Origin of the sequence: Kitasatospora paranensis, from assembly GCF_039544005.1 — a bacterium.
GTDB lineage: Bacteria > Actinomycetota > Actinomycetes > Streptomycetales > Streptomycetaceae > Kitasatospora > Kitasatospora paranensis.
In genome coordinates this window covers 551,030-570,957 of the sequence record NZ_BAABKV010000001.1, presented here as the reverse complement: position 1 = coordinate 570,957, position 19,928 = coordinate 551,030, and the positions used below count along the sequence as shown (strand labels likewise).

The 19,928-nt window shown below is 72.0% G+C and carries 20 protein-coding genes and 2 pseudogenes; 16 read left to right on the top strand and 6 right to left on the bottom strand.

Annotation, left to right across the window (positions count from 1 at the left end; translation table 11 throughout):
• Window positions 1–40: 40 nt before the first annotated feature.
• From ABEB13_RS02915 to ABEB13_RS02905, 3 genes are all read left to right on the top strand, one after another.
• Entirely contained in the window at window positions 41–325 is a 285-nt protein-coding gene (locus ABEB13_RS02915) for a hypothetical protein (RefSeq protein WP_345704123.1), read from the top strand.
• Complete coding sequence (locus ABEB13_RS02910; RefSeq protein WP_345704122.1) at window positions 322–1,152, top strand: SDR family NAD(P)-dependent oxidoreductase; 831 nt, start codon at window positions 322–324, stop codon at window positions 1,150–1,152. The genes ABEB13_RS02915 and ABEB13_RS02910 overlap by 4 nt, the downstream gene beginning before the upstream one ends.
• Before the next feature lie 263 nt (window positions 1,153–1,415).
• Window positions 1,416–1,745 carry a hypothetical protein gene (locus ABEB13_RS02905; RefSeq protein WP_345704121.1) on the top strand — a complete coding sequence of 110 codons (330 nt, stop codon included), beginning with the start codon at window positions 1,416–1,418 and terminating at the stop codon, window positions 1,743–1,745.
• Window positions 1,746–2,096: 351 nt separating this feature from the next.
• Here the strand turns inward: ABEB13_RS02905 and ABEB13_RS02900 are convergent, their stop codons facing one another.
• Both ABEB13_RS02900 and ABEB13_RS02895 read right to left on the bottom strand, forming a co-directional pair.
• Window positions 2,097–2,720: a histidine phosphatase family protein gene (locus ABEB13_RS02900; RefSeq protein ID WP_345704120.1), complete on the bottom strand. Its 624-nt coding sequence runs from the start codon at window positions 2,718–2,720 to the stop codon at window positions 2,097–2,099.
• A 412-nt stretch (window positions 2,721–3,132) separates the two neighbouring features.
• Window positions 3,133–3,930, bottom strand: a complete 798-nt coding sequence (locus ABEB13_RS02895) for a maleylpyruvate isomerase family mycothiol-dependent enzyme (protein ID WP_345704119.1) — start codon at window positions 3,928–3,930, stop codon at window positions 3,133–3,135.
• Window positions 3,931–4,122: 192 nt separating this feature from the next.
• Between ABEB13_RS02895 and ABEB13_RS02890 the strand changes: the two genes are divergently transcribed.
• Window positions 4,123–5,142: a LamG domain-containing protein gene (locus ABEB13_RS02890; RefSeq protein WP_345704118.1), complete on the top strand. Its 1,020-nt coding sequence runs from the start codon at window positions 4,123–4,125 to the stop codon at window positions 5,140–5,142.
• Between the two features lie 153 nt (window positions 5,143–5,295).
• Here ABEB13_RS02890 and ABEB13_RS02885 read toward each other — a convergent pair.
• From ABEB13_RS02885 to ABEB13_RS02875, 3 genes and pseudogenes are all read right to left on the bottom strand, one after another.
• Window positions 5,296–5,684, bottom strand: a pseudogene (locus ABEB13_RS02885) (MmcQ/YjbR family DNA-binding protein).
• Between the two features lie 170 nt (window positions 5,685–5,854).
• Window positions 5,855–6,199: a hypothetical protein gene (locus tag ABEB13_RS02880; RefSeq protein ID WP_345704117.1), complete on the bottom strand. Its 345-nt coding sequence runs from the start codon at window positions 6,197–6,199 to the stop codon at window positions 5,855–5,857.
• A gap of 620 nt (window positions 6,200–6,819) precedes the next feature.
• Window positions 6,820–7,820: pseudogene (locus tag ABEB13_RS02875) on the bottom strand (pirin family protein).
• 352 nt (window positions 7,821–8,172) lie between these two features.
• Here ABEB13_RS02875 and ABEB13_RS02870 point away from each other — a divergent pair.
• The 9 genes from ABEB13_RS02870 to gcvH all read left to right on the top strand — a co-directional run bounded on the left by ABEB13_RS02870 (window position 8,173) and on the right by gcvH (window position 15,775).
• On the top strand, window positions 8,173–9,663 hold the full coding sequence (locus tag ABEB13_RS02870; RefSeq protein ID WP_345704116.1) for a hypothetical protein: 1,491 nt from the start codon (window positions 8,173–8,175) through the stop codon (window positions 9,661–9,663).
• 148 nt (window positions 9,664–9,811) lie between these two features.
• Window positions 9,812–10,747 (top strand): SPFH domain-containing protein, encoded by a 936-nt coding sequence (locus tag ABEB13_RS02865; RefSeq protein ID WP_380230944.1) that lies wholly within the window; start codon window positions 9,812–9,814, stop codon window positions 10,745–10,747.
• Between the two features lie 13 nt (window positions 10,748–10,760).
• Window positions 10,761–10,991, top strand: coding sequence for a type II toxin-antitoxin system antitoxin (locus ABEB13_RS02860; RefSeq protein WP_345704115.1), 231 nt, complete (start codon window positions 10,761–10,763; stop codon window positions 10,989–10,991).
• 4 nt (window positions 10,992–10,995) lie between these two features.
• Window positions 10,996–11,622, top strand: coding sequence for a GOLPH3/VPS74 family protein (locus tag ABEB13_RS02855; protein ID WP_345704114.1), 627 nt, complete (start codon window positions 10,996–10,998; stop codon window positions 11,620–11,622).
• A 437-nt stretch (window positions 11,623–12,059) separates the two neighbouring features.
• Window positions 12,060–12,548 carry a hypothetical protein gene (locus ABEB13_RS02850; protein WP_345704113.1) on the top strand — a complete coding sequence of 163 codons (489 nt, stop codon included), beginning with the start codon at window positions 12,060–12,062 and terminating at the stop codon, window positions 12,546–12,548.
• A gap of 62 nt (window positions 12,549–12,610) precedes the next feature.
• Window positions 12,611–12,907, top strand: a complete 297-nt coding sequence (locus tag ABEB13_RS02845) for a ribosomal protein L7/L12 (RefSeq protein WP_345704112.1) — start codon at window positions 12,611–12,613, stop codon at window positions 12,905–12,907.
• Window positions 12,908–13,042: 135 nt separating this feature from the next.
• A complete protein-coding gene (locus ABEB13_RS02840) occupies window positions 13,043–13,201 on the top strand; it encodes a hypothetical protein (RefSeq protein ID WP_345704111.1) in 159 nt (52 codons plus the stop codon).
• 491 nt (window positions 13,202–13,692) lie between these two features.
• The gene (locus tag ABEB13_RS02835; RefSeq protein ID WP_345704110.1) at window positions 13,693–15,255 is read left to right on the top strand and encodes a condensation domain-containing protein; all 1,563 of its coding nucleotides are present in this window, start codon (window positions 13,693–13,695) and stop codon (window positions 15,253–15,255) included.
• Window positions 15,256–15,352: 97 nt separating this feature from the next.
• Window positions 15,353–15,775, top strand: coding sequence for a glycine cleavage system protein GcvH (gene gcvH, locus ABEB13_RS02830; protein ID WP_425559857.1), 423 nt, complete (start codon window positions 15,353–15,355; stop codon window positions 15,773–15,775).
• A 174-nt stretch (window positions 15,776–15,949) separates the two neighbouring features.
• Here gcvH and ABEB13_RS02825 read toward each other — a convergent pair whose 3' ends face one another.
• Window positions 15,950–16,675, bottom strand: a complete 726-nt coding sequence (locus ABEB13_RS02825) for a transglycosylase family protein (protein WP_345704109.1) — start codon at window positions 16,673–16,675, stop codon at window positions 15,950–15,952.
• 1,041 nt (window positions 16,676–17,716) lie between these two features.
• Between ABEB13_RS02825 and ABEB13_RS02820 the strand changes: the two genes are divergently transcribed.
• The 3 genes from ABEB13_RS02820 to ABEB13_RS02810 all read left to right on the top strand — a co-directional run bounded on the left by ABEB13_RS02820 (window position 17,717) and on the right by ABEB13_RS02810 (window position 19,782).
• Window positions 17,717–18,070: a hypothetical protein gene (locus tag ABEB13_RS02820; protein ID WP_345704108.1), complete on the top strand. Its 354-nt coding sequence runs from the start codon at window positions 17,717–17,719 to the stop codon at window positions 18,068–18,070.
• A 192-nt stretch (window positions 18,071–18,262) separates the two neighbouring features.
• Window positions 18,263–19,465 carry a S8 family serine peptidase gene (locus tag ABEB13_RS02815; protein ID WP_345704107.1) on the top strand — a complete coding sequence of 401 codons (1,203 nt, stop codon included), beginning with the start codon at window positions 18,263–18,265 and terminating at the stop codon, window positions 19,463–19,465.
• Window positions 19,375–19,782: a S8 family serine peptidase gene (locus ABEB13_RS02810; protein ID WP_345709517.1), complete on the top strand. Its 408-nt coding sequence runs from the start codon at window positions 19,375–19,377 to the stop codon at window positions 19,780–19,782. Before ABEB13_RS02815 ends, ABEB13_RS02810 begins: the two co-directional genes overlap by 91 nt.
• Window positions 19,783–19,928: the final 146 nt, after the last annotated feature.

The following is a 19,928-nucleotide window of genomic DNA, read 5'->3' as shown; positions in this document are numbered from 1 at the left end:
TCAGGAGGCCCGTGCGCACCCGCACAGAGAGGTGCCATCCGTGACCACGCCGTTCCCCGACGTCGAACCCCGCCCGTCGGCGAAGGCCGGCAGCGGGACCATCGGACGCGGCCTGCCGCTGCCCGCCCCGGGCAGCAAGGACCAGGTCCTGCCGCAGACCGTCATCCCCGCCACCCTCGCGCAGTACCGGCCCTGCACGACCCTGGCCAACCTCATCGCCTTCCCCCATCGCGGACACCCGTCGGCCCTCGACGGATGCCGGCGCGGGCCGTCGCCCACGGGCCCCGGCCGGCTGCGGAAGCGGACTCCGGAGGCCCGGCGATGACCCCTCCCGCGGCGCCACGGGCCGGAGCCGGGGGCGTCGATCAGGGCCTGGCCGGACAGACCGTCGTCGTCACCGGGGCCGGGCGCGGCATCGGGCTCGCGATCACCGAGGCGTTCCTTGCGGCTGGATGCCACGTCGTCGCGGGATCGCGCCGACGCACCGAGGCCCTCGACGCGCACCTGGAGCGGGGCGCGGACCTCACCGTCGTGGAGGTCGACCTGGCCACGCCCGGCGGTCCGGCCGCCCTGGTCACCGAGGCCGTCGGGCGCCACGGCGGAGTCGACGTGCTGGTGAACAACGTCGGGGCGGTCCGGCCCCGGGTGGACGGCTTCCTGAGCGTGACGGACGAGGACTGGGAGTGGGCCCTGACCGTCAATCTCATGGCCGCCGTCCGCGCCACCCGGGCCGCACTGCCGCACCTGCTCGCCTCCGGCAATGGACGGATCGTCACCGTCTCCTCGGTCAACGCCCGCCTGCCGGACCCGCTGGTCATCGACTACGGCGCCGCCAAGGCCGCGCTCACCAATTTCTGCAAGGCCCTGTCCAAGGAGGTCGGGCCGCGCGGTGTGCGGGTGAACACGATCGGTCCCGGCCCGGTGGAGACGGCGCTGTGGCAGGGCGCGGACGGCGTCGCCGCCACGGTCGGGCAGTCCCGGGGCATCGACCCCGGCGACGTGGCCCGCGCGGCGGCGGCCCAGTCGGCGACCGGCCGCTTCACCCGTCCGTCGGAGGTCGCGGATCTCGTGCTGTTCCTGGCCGGGCCAGGCGGCGCGAACATCACGGGCGCCGACTTCGTCGTCGACGGAGGCCTGGTGGATTCCCTCTGACCCCCGGCCCCGGTCGCCCCGACCGAGCGGCGGCGTTCGCCGCTCGGTCGATGGGGGCCGGCCCGGAACCGCCTGTTGGCTGCTGTTCGAAGTTGCGGGTTTGCCACTCGAGATGGCGCTGTGCGGGGCGAAGCGAGTCCGCTGGTGGGGCTCCAGCGGGCTGTTTGATTTGCCTACCGCGGCGTCTTCGGCCCGAGGACGGAACCGACCGGGACCGCAGGCTGTGTGCGGCCGTGAGGGAAGACCAAGTAGCGTGTGCAGTCATGACCGATCAGCCCAAGACCGTCCTGGGAGACGTGCTCGCCCACGTAGGGAGCTGCGACCACGACGGCGAAGAGCCCGACCTCAGCGGTGGTCGGCGAGTCGAATACGTGGTGACCGGGATCCGTGGAGCGCTCGTCGACGCCCACGCCGTCGACGACCCGACGACCAGATACGTGAGCTCGGCCGCCGTTCTCTCGCAGAACCTCAAGACCGAGGTCGCTTCGTTGCTTGGGTGCCGCTTCAGTTGCCGGGTCGTGCCCGGCAACCCCGGCACCTTCTTCGTCGATTTCCAGCTGACCGCAGAGTCCGCCGCCCAAGCGTTCACGTGATCGGAGTGTGGACAAGCCGGTCCTGGACCGGCTTGTCGCTTGTCACGCATCATCGCCGAGCAGGTCGACGGCCGGGGTCGGCGGTCCTGGTCGGGCACGAGGACCACCGACCCGATGGGCGCCCACAGCTGTGCCGCCTTCGGCACACCGACCGCCAGCAACTCCGCCACGCACGTTGCCGCCACCCCCGCCGCACCGTCGTTCCGTGCGGCGATCCTACGGGCGGGCACGGTTGCTGATGCCACGTTGGCTGTGGGTCGCCGAGCGGTGTCCGCGGACAGGCCGGTGCCCCGAGCCGGTTGTCCGGGCGGCTGCGCCGCGACGGGTGGACAGCGACCCCGCGCCCGGGCCTCAGACGTGGAGCTCCCGCGGGAAGCCGGTCCAGCGGATCTCGGCGGGGAGGTGGCCGGTGTCGTTGAAGAGGAGAACGGCCGGCGGACGGTCGGGGGTGTAGCGGATGACGGTCAGGGCCGCGTTGGCGTGGTTGATGCCCAGCCACCGCCACGCGGGCGCGGAGAGCGCGGCCCGGACGAGCCAGCCGATGAGGAAGTTGTGGGTGACGAGAAGCTCGTGGCGCGGCTCGTCGGCGACCACAGGTCCGGTGAAGTCCGCGAGCGCCGCCGCCGCGAGCCCGGGGCCCTGCTCGCGTTCCTCATCGGTGAACTGGCCCAGGAACGTGAGCCAGGTGTCGGCCGCCTCCGGCGGAAGCTCCTCGCGTGTCGGCAGGTAGGGGACGTAGTCGCCGGCCGTTTCGGAGCGGCGGCAGGGGACACCGTCGAGCTGCTCACCGACCAGCCGGGCGGTCTGTTCGGCCCGGGCGAGAGGCCCGTGGTGAATCACCGCCAGCGGGATCCCGCGCAGGCGTTCCCCCAGCAGGGCGGCCTGGCGGCGGCCCGCATCCGTCAGTTCGCTCTCGTCCGGCGATGCCTCGCCGTGCCGAGCGAGATAGAGGTGGCGGGCGGCTGTACCGGTCATGTGAGCGTCCTTCAGTGACGTCGATCGTGCGGACGCACGGAGTGACGCCACCTCCACGGGGCCGGTTGCACGGATGCGGTGTCCGACGACGAGTTCTGCTGCGCCGACCCGGTCGGCCCTGACATGCCCACTTGGATTCCCCGCAGTGGACATGGCCTTGGGAACACCGACCGCGAGAGCGGCGGTCGCCACTGAGCGGGTGGGGGCGGAGAGCAGCTACCTGCGGCCTACCTGACGATTGATCATCTGGCGGGTTCGTGCGACCAGGAGCGCGGCCAGGACGGCCCGGACGCATAACCGCCGGCTCGGTGACAAACCGAAGACGGCCCCGAGGCCGGTGCCGTGACCGGCACCTGGCGAAGAGCCGAGCCCTACCGGCCCGAGGTGCGCCCGCCCCCGCTCCCGCGATGTCCTATGCCTCCGGCTCCCAGGCGCGGAGCAGGTCGAGCAGGCCTGCGTCTCCGTCGACGTGCATCGAGGCGGCCTGGATACGGTCGTACAGGTAGAGGACCAACTCACCGGCCGTGCCATGGACGGCGGCTCCGGCTGCGTCCGAGCCCTCGGCGGTTGCGGCCGTGGGCGCGGGGATGCGGGTGGTGCGTGCGCCGTCGCCGTCGACCGTGAGGCGCCAGGAGCGGCCCTCGGCGGAGTGGAAGTCGAAGGCCGTGGGCTTGTGCGGCCAGGCGATCGGCGTTGCGCAGACGGTGAACAGGAACTCCTCCACACCGTCGAGTGCCACCTCGGCCGGCAGCGGCTGCGAGGTGCCCGAAGCGAGTTGGGCGTCGTAGGTGTGCACCGTGGTCTCCTGGACCCGGTGCCGGGCGACACCGCCAGAGGTCCGCGGCGTCTGCAGGGCGTTCCACCACGTCCAGCAGCCGGCATCCGGTCCCGCCTCGCGCAGGGCGCTCAGCAGAAGCTGCGTCGATGCGGCCAGCCAGGCCACCAGGGCCTCGCGCTCCCGCGGCACCTCCAGAGCGGCGCGCGCAGCGGCGGCCTCGGCCGGGGGACCGTCGGCAGGCCCCGCGCCGACGATGGCGGCCCAGAAACGGTCTCCTCCACCCAGGTGCTTCACCAGATCGAACAGCGTCCACCCGGGGCAGGACGGCACCTGTGCATCGAGACTGGGCGCGGCGGCGACCGTGGCGCGGAAGGCCGTCGACCGTTCGTCGATCAGTCGCAGCAGCTCGGGGAACTCGAGATTCTTTTCCACGCCGGATGTCTACCACCGTGCTCCGGTCATCGGACAGCGATTTTCACCGTCGCCGCCGGTCGGCCTTGCGGGCGCCGTCCCCGCCTCCCACCGGCCGGGCGGGGCCGGTGATCTGCGGGGCCTTCACCGAACACCGCAGCCCGGGTCGCTAGAGTGTGCGGTCGTCGATGGGCGACGGGGGAGAGGGACACCGTGAGTGGCGGCTGGAGCAGTCAGGGATTCCCGCCCGGAGCGGCCGGGGGCGGTCCGGACTGGGCGGCGATGGCCGAGGCGAACGAACGGGACGTCCGCCGGCGAAAGCAGCGGATCCGGGTGATCGTCGGCGGGGCCGGTGCGGTCGCCCTGATAGGCATCGTCGGTGCCGCGGTCGCGGTCCAGGGAGCGGACACGTCGCACCCGACGGCCGGTCAGCAACTCGCCGCCACCTCCTCCGCCGCCGCCACCTCCGCCGGTGCCGGAGCCGCGCCCGGTTCGCCCGCAGCATCGGGAGCGGCCGACGCCTCGCCCCAGGCCTCCGCGCCGAGCGGATCGGTGTCCGGCACGCCCGCGCCCTCGGCCACGGCCTCCGGCGCGGCGCCCGTCGAGGTCCCCGGCGTGCGGCTCGGCCCGGCCGCCCGGCCCGGCACGGTCGCCGGGCACAGCGGGCCGGCGCTGACGCTGCCCGGCAACGGCGACGGCTGGGCCGCGACCGACTCGGGCGGCATCGACACCTCGGCGAGCTTCACCGTCTCCGCCGTGGTGAGCAACAGCGCCGCGACCGATCCCAAGGCGGCGGTCTCCCAGGGCGGCGACGCCTTCTTCTCGCTCTACCTCGGCCGCGACGACTCCTCAGCCGCCAACCACAACCGGTGGGTGTTCAAGGTGCAGTCGGCCGCCGAGACCGGCAAGAGCGTCATGGCGCTCTCCTCCGGACCGGCCGCCCTCGGCCGCTGGACGACGCTGACCGGTGTCTACGACGCCAGGGCGAAGAGCATATCGCTGTACGTCGACGGAGCCCTTGCCGAAACCGTCCCGGTGCCCGGCATCCTGCCGTCCAGCGGTCCGCTCCAGATCGGTCGGGCCCGCTACAAGTCGCACTGGGTCGATGCCTGGAACGGTTCGGTCGCCGACGTCGAGACCTGGGCCCAGCCGCTGTCCGCCCGCCAGGTCGCCCAACTCGCGCAGTCCCGTGCGACGGACGTCCCGCCCCGCGGGAGCTGGCTCCACTCCTGAATCTCCGCCAGTACCCGTTGCCCACCGCGAGCACCCGACGACGTCGGGCTTTCCGAGCGAGGCCGGCATCTCCGCTTTCGCGGTCGGCCCGGAGATGTTGGGCGCCAGGAGTGCCGTTCGGAGGTGCCGCCGGGACGGGCCGAGTCGGCGGCCTCAGCGCTCGTCGGTCCCGGGCGCCCTGGGCGTCCCGGGCCAGTCCAGTTGGAGTCGCTGGAGGCGGGGGAGCTTGGCGACGATCAGGTCGTAGGAGTCCTCGATCATTTCGCGGACCAGGGTGTCGGGCAACGATCCGTCGAGGGCCACCGTGTTCCAGTGACGCTTGTTCAGGTGCCAGCCGGGGGTGATTGCCGGGTGGGCCGCGCGCAGCCGCACGGCGAGTTCGGGTTCGCACTTCAGGCTCACACTCAGCGGGTCGGCGTCCAGGGCGCTGATCGCGAACACCTTCCCCCGACCTTGAAGACGGAGGTCTCCGGGTTGAAGGGGAAGGTCTCGACCGTGCCGTTCAGTCCGAGGCAGACGGCTTTGAGTGTGTCGGGCGTCATGGGGACAAGTGTGCCGTGCGGCGCCGACGTCCTCGACACCTGAGGGCCACCGCCCCGACCTGACCGCGGATCTGATGCCGTCCCCGACCCGGGACGTGGAAGCCGCCCCCTTGCCGGGACGGCCATCATGGCCGGGGTGCAGGCCTCCACCGAGCGGCAGGTGCCCCGTACTACTTCTCGAAGAAGACGAGGTCCTCGATGGGGCGGGTCATGCGCAGCGTGCTGCCGTTGGTGACCTCGACCACGTGCTGCAGGCCGATGACGTGCTTCCTCCTGGGGTCGTCGGTGAACCAGAACTCGTCCCCACCGCCGGCCAGGAAGGCGGGCAGGCCGATCAGGTCCGGGCCGAAGACCCTGACGTAGTCCGCGAGGCGGCGGAAGAGTTTGGGCAGGATGACCAGGTCCTCGGTGATCGAGTCGAGGTTCTCGATCTTCGCGCCGGTGGTGGTCACGTCGTTCAGCCAGACGCTGTTGGGGGTCTTGGCCGTCCGTGCCTGTTGCGCGGTGGCGGTCATGTCCGTCCGCAGGGCGTCGGGGAGGTTGTCGTAGAAGGTGGGGTAGACCGGTGAAGCCCAGCCAGTTCAGCAGCTCGTTCCGGGCGGCGTGGGCGCCGAGCCCCAGGGGCTGGTGCACGGAGCTCGGGCCGACGCCGGGGTAGTGGGTCTCGGTGGCGTCGATCCCGTCCAGCCGGATCGGGACGCCGCCGTGCTCGTCCCGCTTGACCTTGTGCCTGCCGGGAAGGTCGCACCAGAAGGCCGGGTCGTTCGGCACGAAGTGGACGGTGTCGCCGTCGGGGCTGTCGCCGAGGATCTGGTAGGTCCCGGTGATGAGCAGCATGGACATGGTTACCTCCGGTGTCCGATGGAGCTCTCATCGTTGCTTGGCATCCGAACCATTTCCGGGATGTGTTCGCGCGAGTCCGCGCGTTCGGATCTCCGCGCGCCCCCGGCGCATGCGCCATCACAGCCGTGCGCCGGAGGCGCGGCGTTGCTGCGGGGCTCGACCGCGCGGAGGTGAGGCGCCGTCGGTAGGGGAGGGGACCACCCCGGGACCGGGCCGTGGCCTCCCGGCCCGTACTCCTGACGGTGCGGCAGGCCAGGATGAGGACGAGACCCCCGTGCTGGCGCGCCTGCTGTCACCTCTCCGGGCGACGCTCCACTCCCCGCGCGGTGTGCGGCATGATCGCGTCCTCCGGAATCACCCCGAGCCGGCCGGCCTCGTAGTCCTCCATGGCCTGGATGACCTCGGCCTTGGTGTTCATCACGAACGGCCCGTAGTGGAAGACCGGCTCCCGGATCGGCTCGCCGCCCAGGATCAGCACGTCCAGCTCGGCCGTGCCACCGTCGGGTCGGCTGCTCGCGGTGACGGTCAGGGCATCGCCCGCGCCGAGGACCGCGAGCTGGTGAGCGGCAAGGGGCCGACCCTCGGCGCCCACCGAACCGTGCCCCGCCAGCGCGTAGACCAAGGCGTTGAAGTCGGGGCGCCACGGCAGGACGAGGCGGGCACCCGGGGCGATGGTGGCGTGGGCCAGGGTGATCGGGGTGAACGTCGAGCCGGGGCCGGGATGTCCGTCGAGGTTTCCGGCGATCACCCGCACCAGCGCGCCGCCGTCGACGGAGGACAGCAGCGTGACCTCGTGGCCTTCGATGCTCTGGTACTTGGGCGGGTTCCACTTGCTGGCCTTGGGCAGGTTGACCCACAGCTGGACGCCGTGGAACAGGCCGCCGGAGACGACCAGCGCCTCGGGCGGCGTCTCGATGTGCAGGATGCCGCTGCCCGCGGTCATCCACTGGGTGGCGCCGTCGGTGATCAGACCGCCGCCCCCGTGCGAGTCCTGGTGCTGGAAGAGGCCGTCGATCATGTAGGTGACGGTTTCGAACCCCGGTGCGGGTGCCACGGCGTCCCCTTGGGCTCGCCCGGTGCGTAGTCGACCTGGCCCATCTGGTCCATGTGGACGAACGGGTCCAGCGCCTGTGTCGGAACGCCGGCGAAGGCCCGGTACACCGGGAAGCCCTCGCCCTCGAAGCCGCTGGGCGCCGACGTCACCGTCGTGACCGTCCGCTGCGCGGCGACCTGCGGATCGGGCTCGGCGATACGCGGAAGATCCAGCACATTGTCAACGGTCACGGCGGGCATGACAGCCTCCCCGAGGGGTCGGAAGGTCCGATCCAGTCTAGTGTTCGGGTGGCCCACGGGCATCTCACACCGCGGGCGGGTGCTCCTCCGGACGCTGTCGGGGCCACGGTCCCGTCACCGAGTGCCACCGAGCATCTCCGAGTGCCACCGAGTATCACCGACAATCCCTGACCATCACCAGGTGGCTGCGGGACCTCCGAGAGCCCCACGCGGGCACGGGCGGCGAGCGATCCTTCGGCGAGCCTCCCGAGGCCCGGCCGCCGCCGCTGCTGCCCAGGCTGCCGCCCCCGCCGGCCCGCGGCTTGCGCGGCACTAGAATCGGCGCTTCGCTCGATCAGGGGAGTCGTCGATCATGAGCCATCGTCCACGCACGGCTGACGAGATCTGGCAGGCGGCCGATCTTCCGGCCCGTCGGCTCGCCGGGCTGGCACTCAACCCCAGCGCGGGCACGGACGTGCTGCTCCGGCTCCTCGCCTGCGACTCGGCCGCCGTGCGGATGATCCTCTGCCGGGACCGGGACCTGCCACCGGAGGTGGTGGACGCCGTCCTCCTCCACCCCGACCACCGCACCCGGAGCTTCTTCGCCGCCAACCCGCACGTCGACCCCGCCCGGCGCGCGGAGCTGGTGGACGACGAGCACTGGCTGGTCCGTGCCTGGCTCGCCCAGGGACCGGGCCACGCGCACGGGCGCAGCGAGCTCCCGGAGCACACGGTCGTCCGGATGCTCAAGACCTACGATCCTGAACTCCTCGGCATGCTCCACCGACAGGTCCCGGGCTCGGCGCGGCGGACGTTCCCCTCGCACCCGGAGTCGAAGGTCCGGGAGTACGCCTGCAGTTGGTGGTCGGAGCTGACCGCGCAGGAACGGTCGGCCCTGCGCGCCGACCCGGACGAAGGGGTGCGCGAGCACGTCCTGCTCAAGGAGAGAGACCTCGACCCCGACCTTGTCGAGCGCGCGCTGCCGGACCGGCCCTGCCACGCGCGGACCCACCTGCTGATGCACGGCGCGCTCTCCCGCCGGGTGGTGGAACGGGTGATGGCGGCCCCGGCGGGGAGGGAGGACCGGGCGATGATCGCCGGCAATCCGAGCCTCCCGCTCGACGTCCTGGCGCTTCTGGTCCGCGATCCCGACCCCCGCGTGCGCGAGACGGTGGCGGGCCGACCGGAACTGACGGCGACGCAGCGGCAGGCCCTCGCCGACGACCCCGACCCGGCCGTGCGCACCCGGATCTCGCTGCACCCGGCGCTCACCGAGGACGAACGCGGCGCGATCGACTACCAGGTCGACCCGGACGGCTCCTTCGGCCGCTCCGACGTCCCCGCCCGGATGTTCGATCCTGCCCGCTCCCGCCGCCATTCCCTGAGCGGCCACGCCCTGCTGCGCCGCCGGGCCGCGTACGACCCGGGCCTGCCGCCGGACCTCGTGGCCCGGCTGTCGTGCGATCCCGATCCGGGCGTGCGGGTCCTGCTCGCCCAGAACCACCCGCACGCCCCGGCGACGCTGCTGCTGCGCTGCCTGCTGGAGTACACGGGCCGCGACCGGTGGGCGCTGACGACCCGTCCGAACTTCCCCACCGCGGGGCTGGCCGGCTACGCCGACGCCCCGGACCCGGTGATCCGGCGGCTCGCCCTCCTCGACCCCCGGACACCTCCGGGCACGGTGGACCGGCTCTCCGCGGACCCCGACCCGGACGTACGGGCCGATGCCGCCCGGCACCCGCGCCTGCCTGCGCGGCGACTCGCCGAACTCCTGGACGACGAGGAACTCGCCCACGCGGCAGCCGCCAACCCGGCTCTGCCGCTGCCCGTGCAGCACGGGCTGCTGGCGGCGCTCGACGGATGAGCCGCCCGGCCGCGCGCTCGGGCCGATGCAGCGCTGCTGCCCCCTGTCGAGTCGGTGCGGGGCCCGGGCCTTCTCTCCTCGCCATAAAAGTGATATCACTTTGCTAAGCCCGCGCTAGCGGGCAACGGAGGAGAGAGGAGACGGCCTGATGGCCGCTCAGGAGTACGACAACGCCGCCATGCCGGCCCCCAAGGTGACCGAGCGCGTGATCACCGGCCGTGCAGGACTGCCCGTGCTGGCGCTCTGCCTGCTGCTGCTCCTCCTCGTCGGGCCGGGGATGATCGCCGTCGGTGCCGTCCAGCAGGCGAACGGCGGCTCGCCGGCCGGCGTCACCCTGCTCGTCGTCGGCCCGCTGACCCTGATCGCGTCCCTGATCCTGATGCGCGGCCTCACCGTGGTCGCCCCCGGCCAGGCCCGCGTGGTCCAGCTGCTCGGCAGCTACCGCGGCACCATCCGCGCCGACGGCCTGACCTTCGTCAACCCCTTCACCTCACGCCGTCGGATCTCCACCCGGATACGCAACCACGAGACCGAGACCGCCAAGGTCAACGACGCCGACGGCAACCCGATCGAGATGGCCGCCGTCGTGGTCTGGCAGGTCGAGGACACCGCCAAGGCCGTCTTCGAGGTGGACGACTTCGTGGAGTTCGTCGCCATCCAGACCGAGACCGCCGTCCGCCACATCGCCAACAGCTACCCCTACGACGCCCACCAGCCGGGCCAGTTGTCGCTCCGCGACAGCGCCGACGAGATCACCCGGAAGCTGGACGAGGAGATCGCCAGCAGGGTCGCCTCGGCCGGCGTGCGGGTGGTGGAATCGCGGATCACCCGGCTCGCCTACGCCCCCGAGGTGGCCCAGGTGATGCTGCAGCGCCAGCAGGCCGGCGCCGTGGTGGCCGCGCGTCGGCTGATCGTCGAAGGCGCGGTCGGCATGGTGGAACTGGCCCTCGACCGGCTCGCCGAACGCGACGTGGTAGAGCTGGACGAGGAGCGCAAGGCAGCCATGGTGAGCAATCTCCTGGTCGTGCTCTGCGGCGACCGTGGCACCCAGCCGGTGGTCAACACCGGTTCCCTGTACCAGTAGTGAGGAGCGACCAGTGGCGACGGAGCGAAAGAAGATCCTGCTCCGGCTCGACCCGGCCGTCCACGACGCGCTGGCCCGCTGGGCCTCCGACGAACTGCGCAGCACCAACGCGCAGATCGAGTTCCTGCTCCGCCGTGCGCTGACCGACAGCGGCCGGATGCCCGGCGGAGTGGGCCGGCTGCCCAGGCGGGGCCGCCCGACCAGTGGCGAGGACCCCGACCGTTCCCCGGATCCGGAAGGTTGACCCCATGCCAGCACAGCCAGGCTCCCTGCCCGGCATGCTCTACCTGCTCGCCTACGACCCGGAACGCGGCCGGCTCACCGGGACGCGCAACCTGGAGATGCTGCTCCGCGCGGCGGCCCTGACCGAACTCCTGCATCGCGGCCTGCTGCGGGACGCCGACGGCAAGGCGGCGATCGCCGCGAAGGCCCCGGCCGGTCTCGACCCGCTGCTCGGCGAACTGCTGGCGGAGGTCGCCGAGCGGAGGCCGACCGCGTGGCGGACCATCGTCGCCCGGCGCCGCCACACCGTCCGTACGGTCACCGCGCAGCTCGCCGCGGCCGGCCTGCTCCGCACCGAGCAGCACCGGATCCTCGGACTCTTCCCCGCCACCAGGATCGAGCTGCGCGACCCACGCCCGCGCAGGGCACTGGTCGCCACCTTCGACGCTGCGCTGCGCACCCCGCTCGGCCGGGTGGAACCTCGCGCCGCCGCCCTGGTGGCGCTCGCCGCCGCAGCGCAGCTGCGACTGCTGCTGAGTCACCGCCGACGACGCGAGCACCGCGACCGGATCAGGCAGCTCACCCTCCTCTGCGGCCCGCTGCCGCTCGCCCTGCGCCAGGCGATCAGCAGGCGGGACTCCGCAGCCGGATGAGGCCACCCGCACCGAGCGGCCGAAACGCCACCCGCGCGCGGCACCCGGCCCCCGGAGAGCCACGTCGACGCGGTGTCGGCGGTGTACGCCCCATCGCCGGAGCGCCCACCGAGATCGCGTTGTCCGGCGGCCGGTTCTCGAGCGGTCCGATGAACCCGTGCAGGAGGTCCTCTCGTTCGGGGTCGCGGAGCGGAAGTTCGGCGGGCCTCACACCTGAAGCGGGACGCCCGTCGGGACGGCCCGGACGCGGCTGCCACGGCCTGCCTCTCCGGACATCCTCGAACCGCGTACCGCCGCCGTGCCGGCCGTGTCGCGCGAGCTCCTCCGACACGCCTTCGCATCCTGAGCGCGACGGACGCCCCGCAGGCAAGGTCGCTGATCGGGCTCCTCCAGGAAAATCGGTCGGCTTGGCAGGGCCCGGCGGGCAGGATGGCGGCATGGCTGATCTGCTGTGGGACGACCAGGTCGCCTCGCTGCTCGATCCCACGGATGGGGGCTGCCTGCCCGATGTGTTCGTTGAGGACACGACGGAGGCCGACTGGCAGGCCGTGCTCGACCTGATCGAGGAACGGGGCTGGGCCTTCGAGTACGCCGAGGGCGACGCAGTGCTGCCACTGCCCCGCGCCCAGGCCGTGCTGTCCCGCCCGGCGGACGCGGAGTGCCCGAGCCTGAAGGCGTGGCCTGATCCCGAGGTCTGCGCGATCTTCCGGTTCCTCGGGGGCGAGCAGATCGACTTCGATGTCGACCTCCGGGAACTTCAGGGACAGGCGCGACTGGACGTCCTGTGCGGGCTCCTGAGCGCGATAGGGCGCCGCCTGGGCAAGTCGGTGCCGCTCTTCCCCGAAGGCGGCGGCCCGCAGCCGCTGCTCGGATTCGACATCGCCGCCGACCGGGTCAGGGTGATGTGGACACCACCGGAGGAGTGACGCGAGCCCTCACTGGAGCCGGCTGCCAACCTGTATCGAGGAGCATGGTGACTGACCGATTCGTGCTGATCTGCGACCACATCCCCCAGGACATCGTGCTCCTCGACGTGGGCCCGCGGCCCCTCGAAGTGGCGAAGGCGCTCCGGGAACTCATGGGCATGGGCATCGGTCTCTGGCGGGCCAAGCAGATCGTGACCCAGGCGCTGCCGGTCCGCCTCGCCGAGGGGGTCGGGGATGACGTGACGGCCACGTGGGTCGGCCCTCTGCGCGACGCGGGCGCGATGATCGAGCTGCAGACGTGGTGGCGATACCAACCGGATCAAGGGCAGCTGCCGGTAGGCCGAGCCATGACGGGCTGAGCCGGACCTCGCCGGGCGACCGCCGAAAGTCCGGCAACAAGAACCGACAGAGCAGCGACGAGGGCGACGTTCCACTCAAGGCGGTCCACTCAACAGGTCGCCGATCGGCTCCGGACGCACCTGGAACCCAAGGGCATGGTCACCGAGGCCGAACACACCCGCATGACCCTCCGCGGCGTCCGGGCGACCCGAGTCGCCACCTCCGCCTCCACCCTGCTCGGCACCCCGGCCGTACAGGAAATCCCGAATCCCGGGGGAGCGATCTTGCTCGACTGCGCGGTGTTCGCGGGCTGAGGTGCGTGTTCGGGGGCGGTCGGGGTCTGCGGTCTCCTCGGGCGTCAGGAGTGCCCCATCGGCGATCTGGTGTACCGCGAGGGAGATGGGTAATACTGCCGTGTCGACCGGGCGGTGGACGCCGTCGACCCTGGGCGGTGACGGTGGCTGTACGTGGCCATGTCCGAGGAGCGCGTCCTCGCCGCCTGCCCCGACGTGCACGACTGCACTGTGGTGGCGGCGGAGGTCGGGGGCGGATCGTGAAGGACGTGCTGCGCGCGCTGTCAGCGCTGCACACCCGCCGCGGCGCCGATGCTGCGCAGCGTGCGCGTGATCTCGGAAGCGCACCTGATCACGGGGCCGACCGGCACGGTGGGGCCGACTTGCGAGTGCGGACGTTCCTGATGCGGCAGCGCCACCGGGCGCAGACGGCGAGGGTGTGAGATGCGGACCGAGGGGAGGCGGCGGACGCCGCCGAGGTGGGCGGGGCCGCCGGGTCGGCGGGGCCCGTTGTGCCTGCCGCCGCCGAGCGCGTGGCGGTCGACTTCGCCGGCGAGGGCGAGGGCCTGGAGGAGATGTCCTGGGGGATGTGGGAGATCTGGCAGGCGATGGGCCGGCAGCGCAACCAGCTGCCGATCGGTGGCCGGTCCCCGGTGGAGCCCGGCACGACGCTGGACGACCTCGCCGCAGAACTGCGCTACCTGATGGAGCGTTTCCCCTCGATGCGCACCCGGCTGCGCTTCGCCCCGGGAGGCCGGGCGCTCCAGCAGCTCTTCTCTGCCGGGCAGGTCACGCTGGAGGTGTACGACGCGCCGGCGGACGCCGACCCGCTGGAGGTCGCCGCCGCGGTCGAGGAGCGTTACTGCAGCGAGCCGTTCGACTTCGCCGGGCAGTGGCCGGTGCGGATGGCGGCCGTACGTCAGCACGGCCGTCCGGTCCAGCGGGTCACCGTCATGCACCACCTGGTCACCGACGGCCTCGGCGGCGCGATCATGCTCGGCCAGGTGCGGGCCCGGAACACCGAGCCGGTCGGTGGCATGCAGCAGCTGGAGCAGGCGCGCTGGCAGCGGTCCGCCGAGGGACGGCGGCAGAGCGAGCGGGCGCTGCGGCACTTCGAGGGCGTACTGCGGTCGATGCCCGCGCAGCAATTGCCGGGCCCCACCGATCCGCGCGAGCCACGGCACTGGGGTGCGCAGTTCCACTCGGCGGCGCTGACGGCGGCGCTGCCGGCGATCGCCGCGCGGACGGGTACCGCGGTGCCGGGGATCCTGCTGGGCCTGTTCGCGGTCGGGCTGTACCGGGCCACCGGCATCAGCCCTGTGGTGGTGCGGCCGGTGGTCAACAACCGCTTCCGGGCGGTGTTCGCCGACGTGGTCTGCATGGTCGCACAGGCGGGCGTGTGCGCCGTCGACGTCGCGGGGGCGAGCGCGGCGGAGGCCGTCGAGCGGGCCGGGCGGGGCAGCACGACCGCCTACCGGCACGCCTACTTCGACCCCGAGGCGCTGGACGAGCTGGTCGAGCGGGTCTCGATCGAGCGCGGCGAGGACGCGAACATCAGGACGTACTTCAACAACCGCAGCACCTACGCCCTGCCGGCGGAAACCGGCCGGGAGATGGACCCGCAGGAGCTGGCCGGGGAGCTGCGGGCGGCCAGCCGGGACACCGTCTTCCACTGGTTCGCCCGGGAGGAGGCCCAGCGGGAGCGGTTCTTCGTCCACGTCGACGACACCCCGGAGGGCGGGCTGCGCTTCGAGATCCGCGTCGACACGCACTACGTCTCGCCCGCGCAGGCCGAGGCGTTCGCCTACGCCATGGAGGCGGCCGCGATCGAGGCGGCGCTCGGGGAGGGAGCCGCGCAGGAGGTGGAGGGGAGACCGCCGGGACGCCCGCACCGGGAATGGTCGCAGAGGCCGCCGCCGGGTCCGAGTAGGCACCGCACGGGAAGTCCCGGTGAGCGCCTCCGCCGACGTTCGTCCGATCACACCCGGGGACCGGGTGGGTCAGCGAGTCGGCGGGGCGCAGCGGCCTGCTGCGGACTGCCACACCTTCGGGCAGGACGACCTGCCCGAAGGTGACGGACAATCAGGCTCAGGGAACGTCCAAGACCACACCGGCCGGACGCGCCGTCAGAAACGCGAGTGAGCTTCAGCTGCTCCTGCGCAGGTGTGGGGGATGATGGGCGCGCCGATCAACGACGACCTCATGGGAGTGCGTGTGTCGAACATCCCGGCTGATCTGCGGTTCGCGGAGTCGCACGAGTGGGCGCGTCTGGAGTCGGACGGCTCGGTGACGATCGGGCTCAGTGACCATGCCCAGCGGGCCCTCGGCGACATCGTGTTCGTGGAGCTGGTGGAGGTCGGGAAGGTCTTCGAAGCGGGTGAGCCCGCAGGCGTCGTCGAGTCGGTCAAGGCGGCGTCGGACATCTACGCGCCGGTCGGCGGCAAGGTGATCGCCGTGAACGAGGAGTTGGCCGACACTCCGGAGCTCATCAACGAGGAGCCCTACGAGGCCTGGATCTTCAAGCTCAAGCCGTCGGCCGAGTCCGAGATCGACAAGCTCCTCGACGCCGCCGGCTACAAGGCCGCCATCGGGTGAGGCCCGCTGTCGCACGTGTCCCCGGCCGGTCAGGGCGGGAGGTGCTGTGATGACACAGGGCCAGAGCCTGCCCGATGAGGGGTAGCGTCGGGGCTGATGCGGATCCGCACACCGCGGTCCACGCGCCGGGGCCGGCCGCCCCGGGAGGGCGGCCGGCCGTGGTCCGACCAGGGCTCAGAGGTCCAGCACCTGGTCCGGGAAGATCAGGTCCGGGTTGCCGCCGACGGTCCGGATGTTCCTCGCGTACAGGCTCCGCACGTCGGTGCCGAACTTGACCGCGATCTCGCTCAGGGTGTCGCCGCTCTTGACGGTGTAGGTGCCGGTGGGGGCGCCGTTCCTCGGGGAGTTGACCGGGGACGACGGGGTCGGCGTCCGCGCCGATCGCGTGGCGTCGGTGGAGCTCCGGTCGGTCATCGGGGCGGGGGCGGGCTTCCGGGCGGACCCGGACGTGCGGGGCAGCTTGGGCTTCGTGGCGGTGTCGACCTGGGCCGGCGCGCCGCCCCTGGTCAGACCGGCCTTCCTGGAGCAGACCGGCCAGGCACCGGGGCCCTGCGAGGCGAGCACCTTCTCGGCGACGGCGATCTGCTGCGCCCTGCTGGCGCGGTTCGCCTGCTGTGCGTAGGCGGTGCCGCCGTACGCCCGCCAGGTGCCGGCGGTGAACTGCAGGCCACCGTAGAAGCCGTTGCCGGTGTTGATCGACCAGTTGCCACCGCTCTCGCACCGGGCGACGGCGTCCCAGGTCGAGGCGGAGGCGGCCGAGGCCGAGGGGGTCGAGACGAGTCCGGCCACCGGCAGCGCGGCGACGGTGGCGCCGGCCACGATGGCCACGCGGACCCGGTTGCGCTTGGTGGTGGCCTTGGCGGAGATGGCGGCAGCAGTGGTCTCGTGACCGGAAGTCATGTACATCCTCTCGACAAGCCCCGGGCAGGCATGCGGAACCAGGCCCCGGTGGGGCCCACGTTTCGCTCACCTCACTCGATGGGCGGCCGGCACGTGTCCGACGTGCCGTGCCGCCCCGGTCTCCCCGCTCACCGCCGGCCCGTTCGGAGCTCGGCCGGTCGGCGGGCACGGCCCCTCGCACCGGGGGTCAGCCGGCGGGCCGTGCATCGGGGGAACCCGGGTGGTGCTCGTTGCACCGCCCAAGAAGCTACGGGTGGTTGCGGTCTGTCATCAAGTAATTCCCTGACAGGGCAGGTCAGGTGGGTGTTACCGGCGGTAAAGATCACAAAGTGGAGCCGGGAATGCCAGCTTTTGCGGCGATTTTCGTGATCAAAAGGGCCGCCAATGCGCCCCCGATCACACCAATGCCCCGGCGAAGTCGCCCGCGAGCTCCACTCGAAGCGATCGTCATGTGACGATCCGTCACCGAATTGGGCGGAGTTCCCGCTTCCGTCGCCTGTCGTGGTGGCACCGGCCACATCCGTCACCCGAGGCATGCGGAGCAGTCGCACGGCGTGATGGCCCGCCAGTCCGTGCCCGGCGCAGGAGGTCGGTTCCCGCGCCTTCGGCGCGAGGCGCGCGCCCATCAGCACTCCTGCTGCCGCCAGGAACTGCTGCCACGTCAGTGGGGCCACACACGCCCGGCCATGCACATCCGGCCACGAACGCCGAACTCTCGCGGACAGCTTTTCTGTCAAGACATGACGGCCAGTCGCCGGGCGAGAAGGCTGTTCATCGGCTGCTGTCAGATGGGCGCGGTAATATCCGGATCTTCGTTTCTAGGGGGTCTCTATGCGTCAGTTCTTGCTCGGTCTGATCGTTGCCGTCTCTGTGGTCCCGCTTGCCGCGTGCAGTGGCGGCTCGTCTTCCGGCAGTCCGACCTCGGCCGCTACCGCGCCGTCGGTCTCAAGCCCGCCCTCCGCTGTCAATGCATCGACGCTTTCCGGGGATGCCCAGGTCAAGCTCGTCGCATGGTTCCAGGACAGTCGCCACAAGCAGGGGATGCACGCTCTCGACCACGACCTCGGCGACTTCCGGCGCAGTGTGGCCATCGACCCGGCCGCCCCTGCCGACTTCTCGGCGGTCCAGTCGGCGTGCAGCGACCTCGACCATGATCTCAACATCATCAAGGGCTTCGACCCCATCCCCGACGCGCAGTCCCAGGCCTTGTGGTCCTCGGCGCTGACGAACCTGCGGCAGGGTGCGACCGGCTGCGTTGCCGGTGCGACCGCCAACGACGCCGCCCAGGTCGCCCAGGCCAAGGCCGTACTCGCCAAGGGGGACACCGACTACTCGGCCGTCGTGGCCCGGCTGGGCAGCGTACTCGGGGTCGCCCCCACCGCCACCTCCAGCTGACGCCGGCGCACACGCCGGGGCGGCCGGGGGCGTCGATGGTGCCGGCCGCCCAGGTGTCCGGTTCGCGCGGCAGCGGCCCAGGGCTCGCTGCTGTCGGGCAGTGGCGTGGTGGGCGGGTGCGGGTGACAGGCGGGGGCGGTGGGCGCATGGTGGATTGAGGGGTGTCGTACGCCGTCACGGGAGGTGCCCGGGATGAGTGCCGCGTCGGGGCCTGATCCGGTTCCGCCGTACGGGGTGGTGCGGAGCCGGATCGGTCCGGCGCTCGAACCGGGCTCTGTCGAGCGGCGCAGGAGCGTGGTGCCGATCGACGAGGAGAATCGCAGCCCGGTGCTGGTCGAGGTGGACCTCGCCCGGGACGCGGACACCGAGCGCACCCGGAGCGAGTTCCTCGGCCTGTACGCGCGAGTCTTCCCGGGCGGGCCGGAGCCGATCCGGGTTGCCGCGTCCTATCTGCGCTGCCTGCTCAGCCCCGAGGAGATCGAGCTGCTGCTGCAGCGGGACCAGGAGTCCGCCGCCCGGCCGACCGTGTTCCGGGTGTGGCCGGACTACACGATGGAGGCGCACATCGACCGTTCGATCTCCACCATCAAGGCCGATGCCGTCACCCGCTGCTACGGCGCTTCCGGTCTGGGTGTGGTGTGGGCGGTCATGGACAGCGGTATCGACGAAAGCCATCCGCATTTCGCCGCCGGCACCCTGCAGGGCCCGGTCGCCGCACTCCACCGGGACTTCACCGGTCTGGTGCCGGACGGCCCGGACGGCCCGGCCGATCCGGCGGAGCAGCCGCTCACCGACCCCGTCGGCCACGGCACGCATGTGGCGGGGATCATCGCCGGCGGCCTGCCACCGGACAGCACTCCGCTGATCACTCGCCTGAAGCTGATCGGCGGCTTACCCGTCCGGGAGTCCCGCGAGCTCGCGGAGGGCGGTTCACTGCAGGGCATCGCCTCCCGGGCCCAGTTGGTCAGCCTGAAGGTGCTCGCCCCGCGCGGCGACTTCCTGGTCACATCGTCCAGCGCGGTGATCGAGGCGCTGTACTACCTGCGGGAGAAGGTGAACACCGGCGGCCGGATGCTGGTGGTGCACGGCGTCAACCTGAGCCTCGGCTGTCCCTGGGACGCCGCCGAGTACGCCTGCGGTCAGAGCCCGGTCTGCCGGGAGGTCGACCTGCTCGCGGCCAGCGGAGTCGTGGTCGTGGTGAGCGCGGGCAACGGCGGGTTCGGCACCCGGCTGCCGGGCGAGGGCGGCACCGACACCCGGGGGTGCCGGCCTCCATCACCGACCCGGGGAACGCCGATGGCGCGATCACCGTCGGCTCCACCCACCGCGATCGCCCGCACGAGTTCGGTGTCACCTACAACTCCTCGAAGGGACCGACCCTGGACGGCCGGCTGAAGCCGGACCTGCTGGCCCCGGGCGAGCGGATCACCTCCTGTGCCACCGGCAGCCTGCGCGGCGACCCGACCACGCTGCTCCCGCCGGGTGCAGACCCGGCGGCCGTTGCGGTCTACACCGAGCAGAGCGGCACCTCGATGGCGGCCCCGCACGTCTCCGGCGCCGTTGCCGCCTTCCTCTCCGTCCGGCCGGAGTTCATCGGCCGCCCGCGCGAGGTCAAGGACCTGTTCTGTGCCAGTGCGACCTCGCTCGGCCGCGACCGGTACCTGGAGGGCCACGGCCTGCTCGACCTGATGCGCGTGATGTCCAACGTCTAGAACCGAGGAGATGGCTCGACCATGGCTGCACCGATCGGCGGACTCCCGTACTGGGAGGTCCGGTTCGACAGGGACGGGCGGCTGCTGGACGACGACGGCCTGGTGGCCGCACTGCCCGGCAGTGGTGTGCGGGAGCTGTTCGTCTT

Coding starts and splice junctions, on each gene's coding strand:
- gcvH (WP_425559857.1), top strand. CDS start 15,353: ATGATGGGCGCGCCGATCAACGACGACCTCATGGGAGTGCGTGTGTCG.
- ABEB13_RS02900 (WP_345704120.1), bottom strand. CDS start 2,720: ATGACCGGTACAGCCGCCCGCCACCTCTATCTCGCTCGGCACGGCGAG.
- ABEB13_RS02910 (WP_345704122.1), top strand. CDS start 322: ATGACCCCTCCCGCGGCGCCACGGGCCGGAGCCGGGGGCGTCGATCAG.
- ABEB13_RS02820 (WP_345704108.1), top strand. CDS start 17,717: ATGCACGCTCTCGACCACGACCTCGGCGACTTCCGGCGCAGTGTGGCC.
- ABEB13_RS02855 (WP_345704114.1), top strand. CDS start 10,996: ATGCCAGCACAGCCAGGCTCCCTGCCCGGCATGCTCTACCTGCTCGCC.
- ABEB13_RS02870 (WP_345704116.1), top strand. CDS start 8,173: ATGAGCCATCGTCCACGCACGGCTGACGAGATCTGGCAGGCGGCCGAT.
- ABEB13_RS02905 (WP_345704121.1), top strand. CDS start 1,416: ATGACCGATCAGCCCAAGACCGTCCTGGGAGACGTGCTCGCCCACGTA.
- ABEB13_RS02865 (WP_380230944.1), top strand. CDS start 9,812: ATGGCCGCTCAGGAGTACGACAACGCCGCCATGCCGGCCCCCAAGGTG.
- ABEB13_RS02850 (WP_345704113.1), top strand. CDS start 12,060: ATGGCTGATCTGCTGTGGGACGACCAGGTCGCCTCGCTGCTCGATCCC.
- ABEB13_RS02840 (WP_345704111.1), top strand. CDS start 13,043: ATGGTCACCGAGGCCGAACACACCCGCATGACCCTCCGCGGCGTCCGG.
- ABEB13_RS02825 (WP_345704109.1), bottom strand. CDS start 16,675: ATGACTTCCGGTCACGAGACCACTGCTGCCGCCATCTCCGCCAAGGCC.
- ABEB13_RS02880 (WP_345704117.1), bottom strand. CDS start 6,199: ATGACCGCCACCGCGCAACAGGCACGGACGGCCAAGACCCCCAACAGC.
- ABEB13_RS02815 (WP_345704107.1), top strand. CDS start 18,263: ATGAGTGCCGCGTCGGGGCCTGATCCGGTTCCGCCGTACGGGGTGGTG.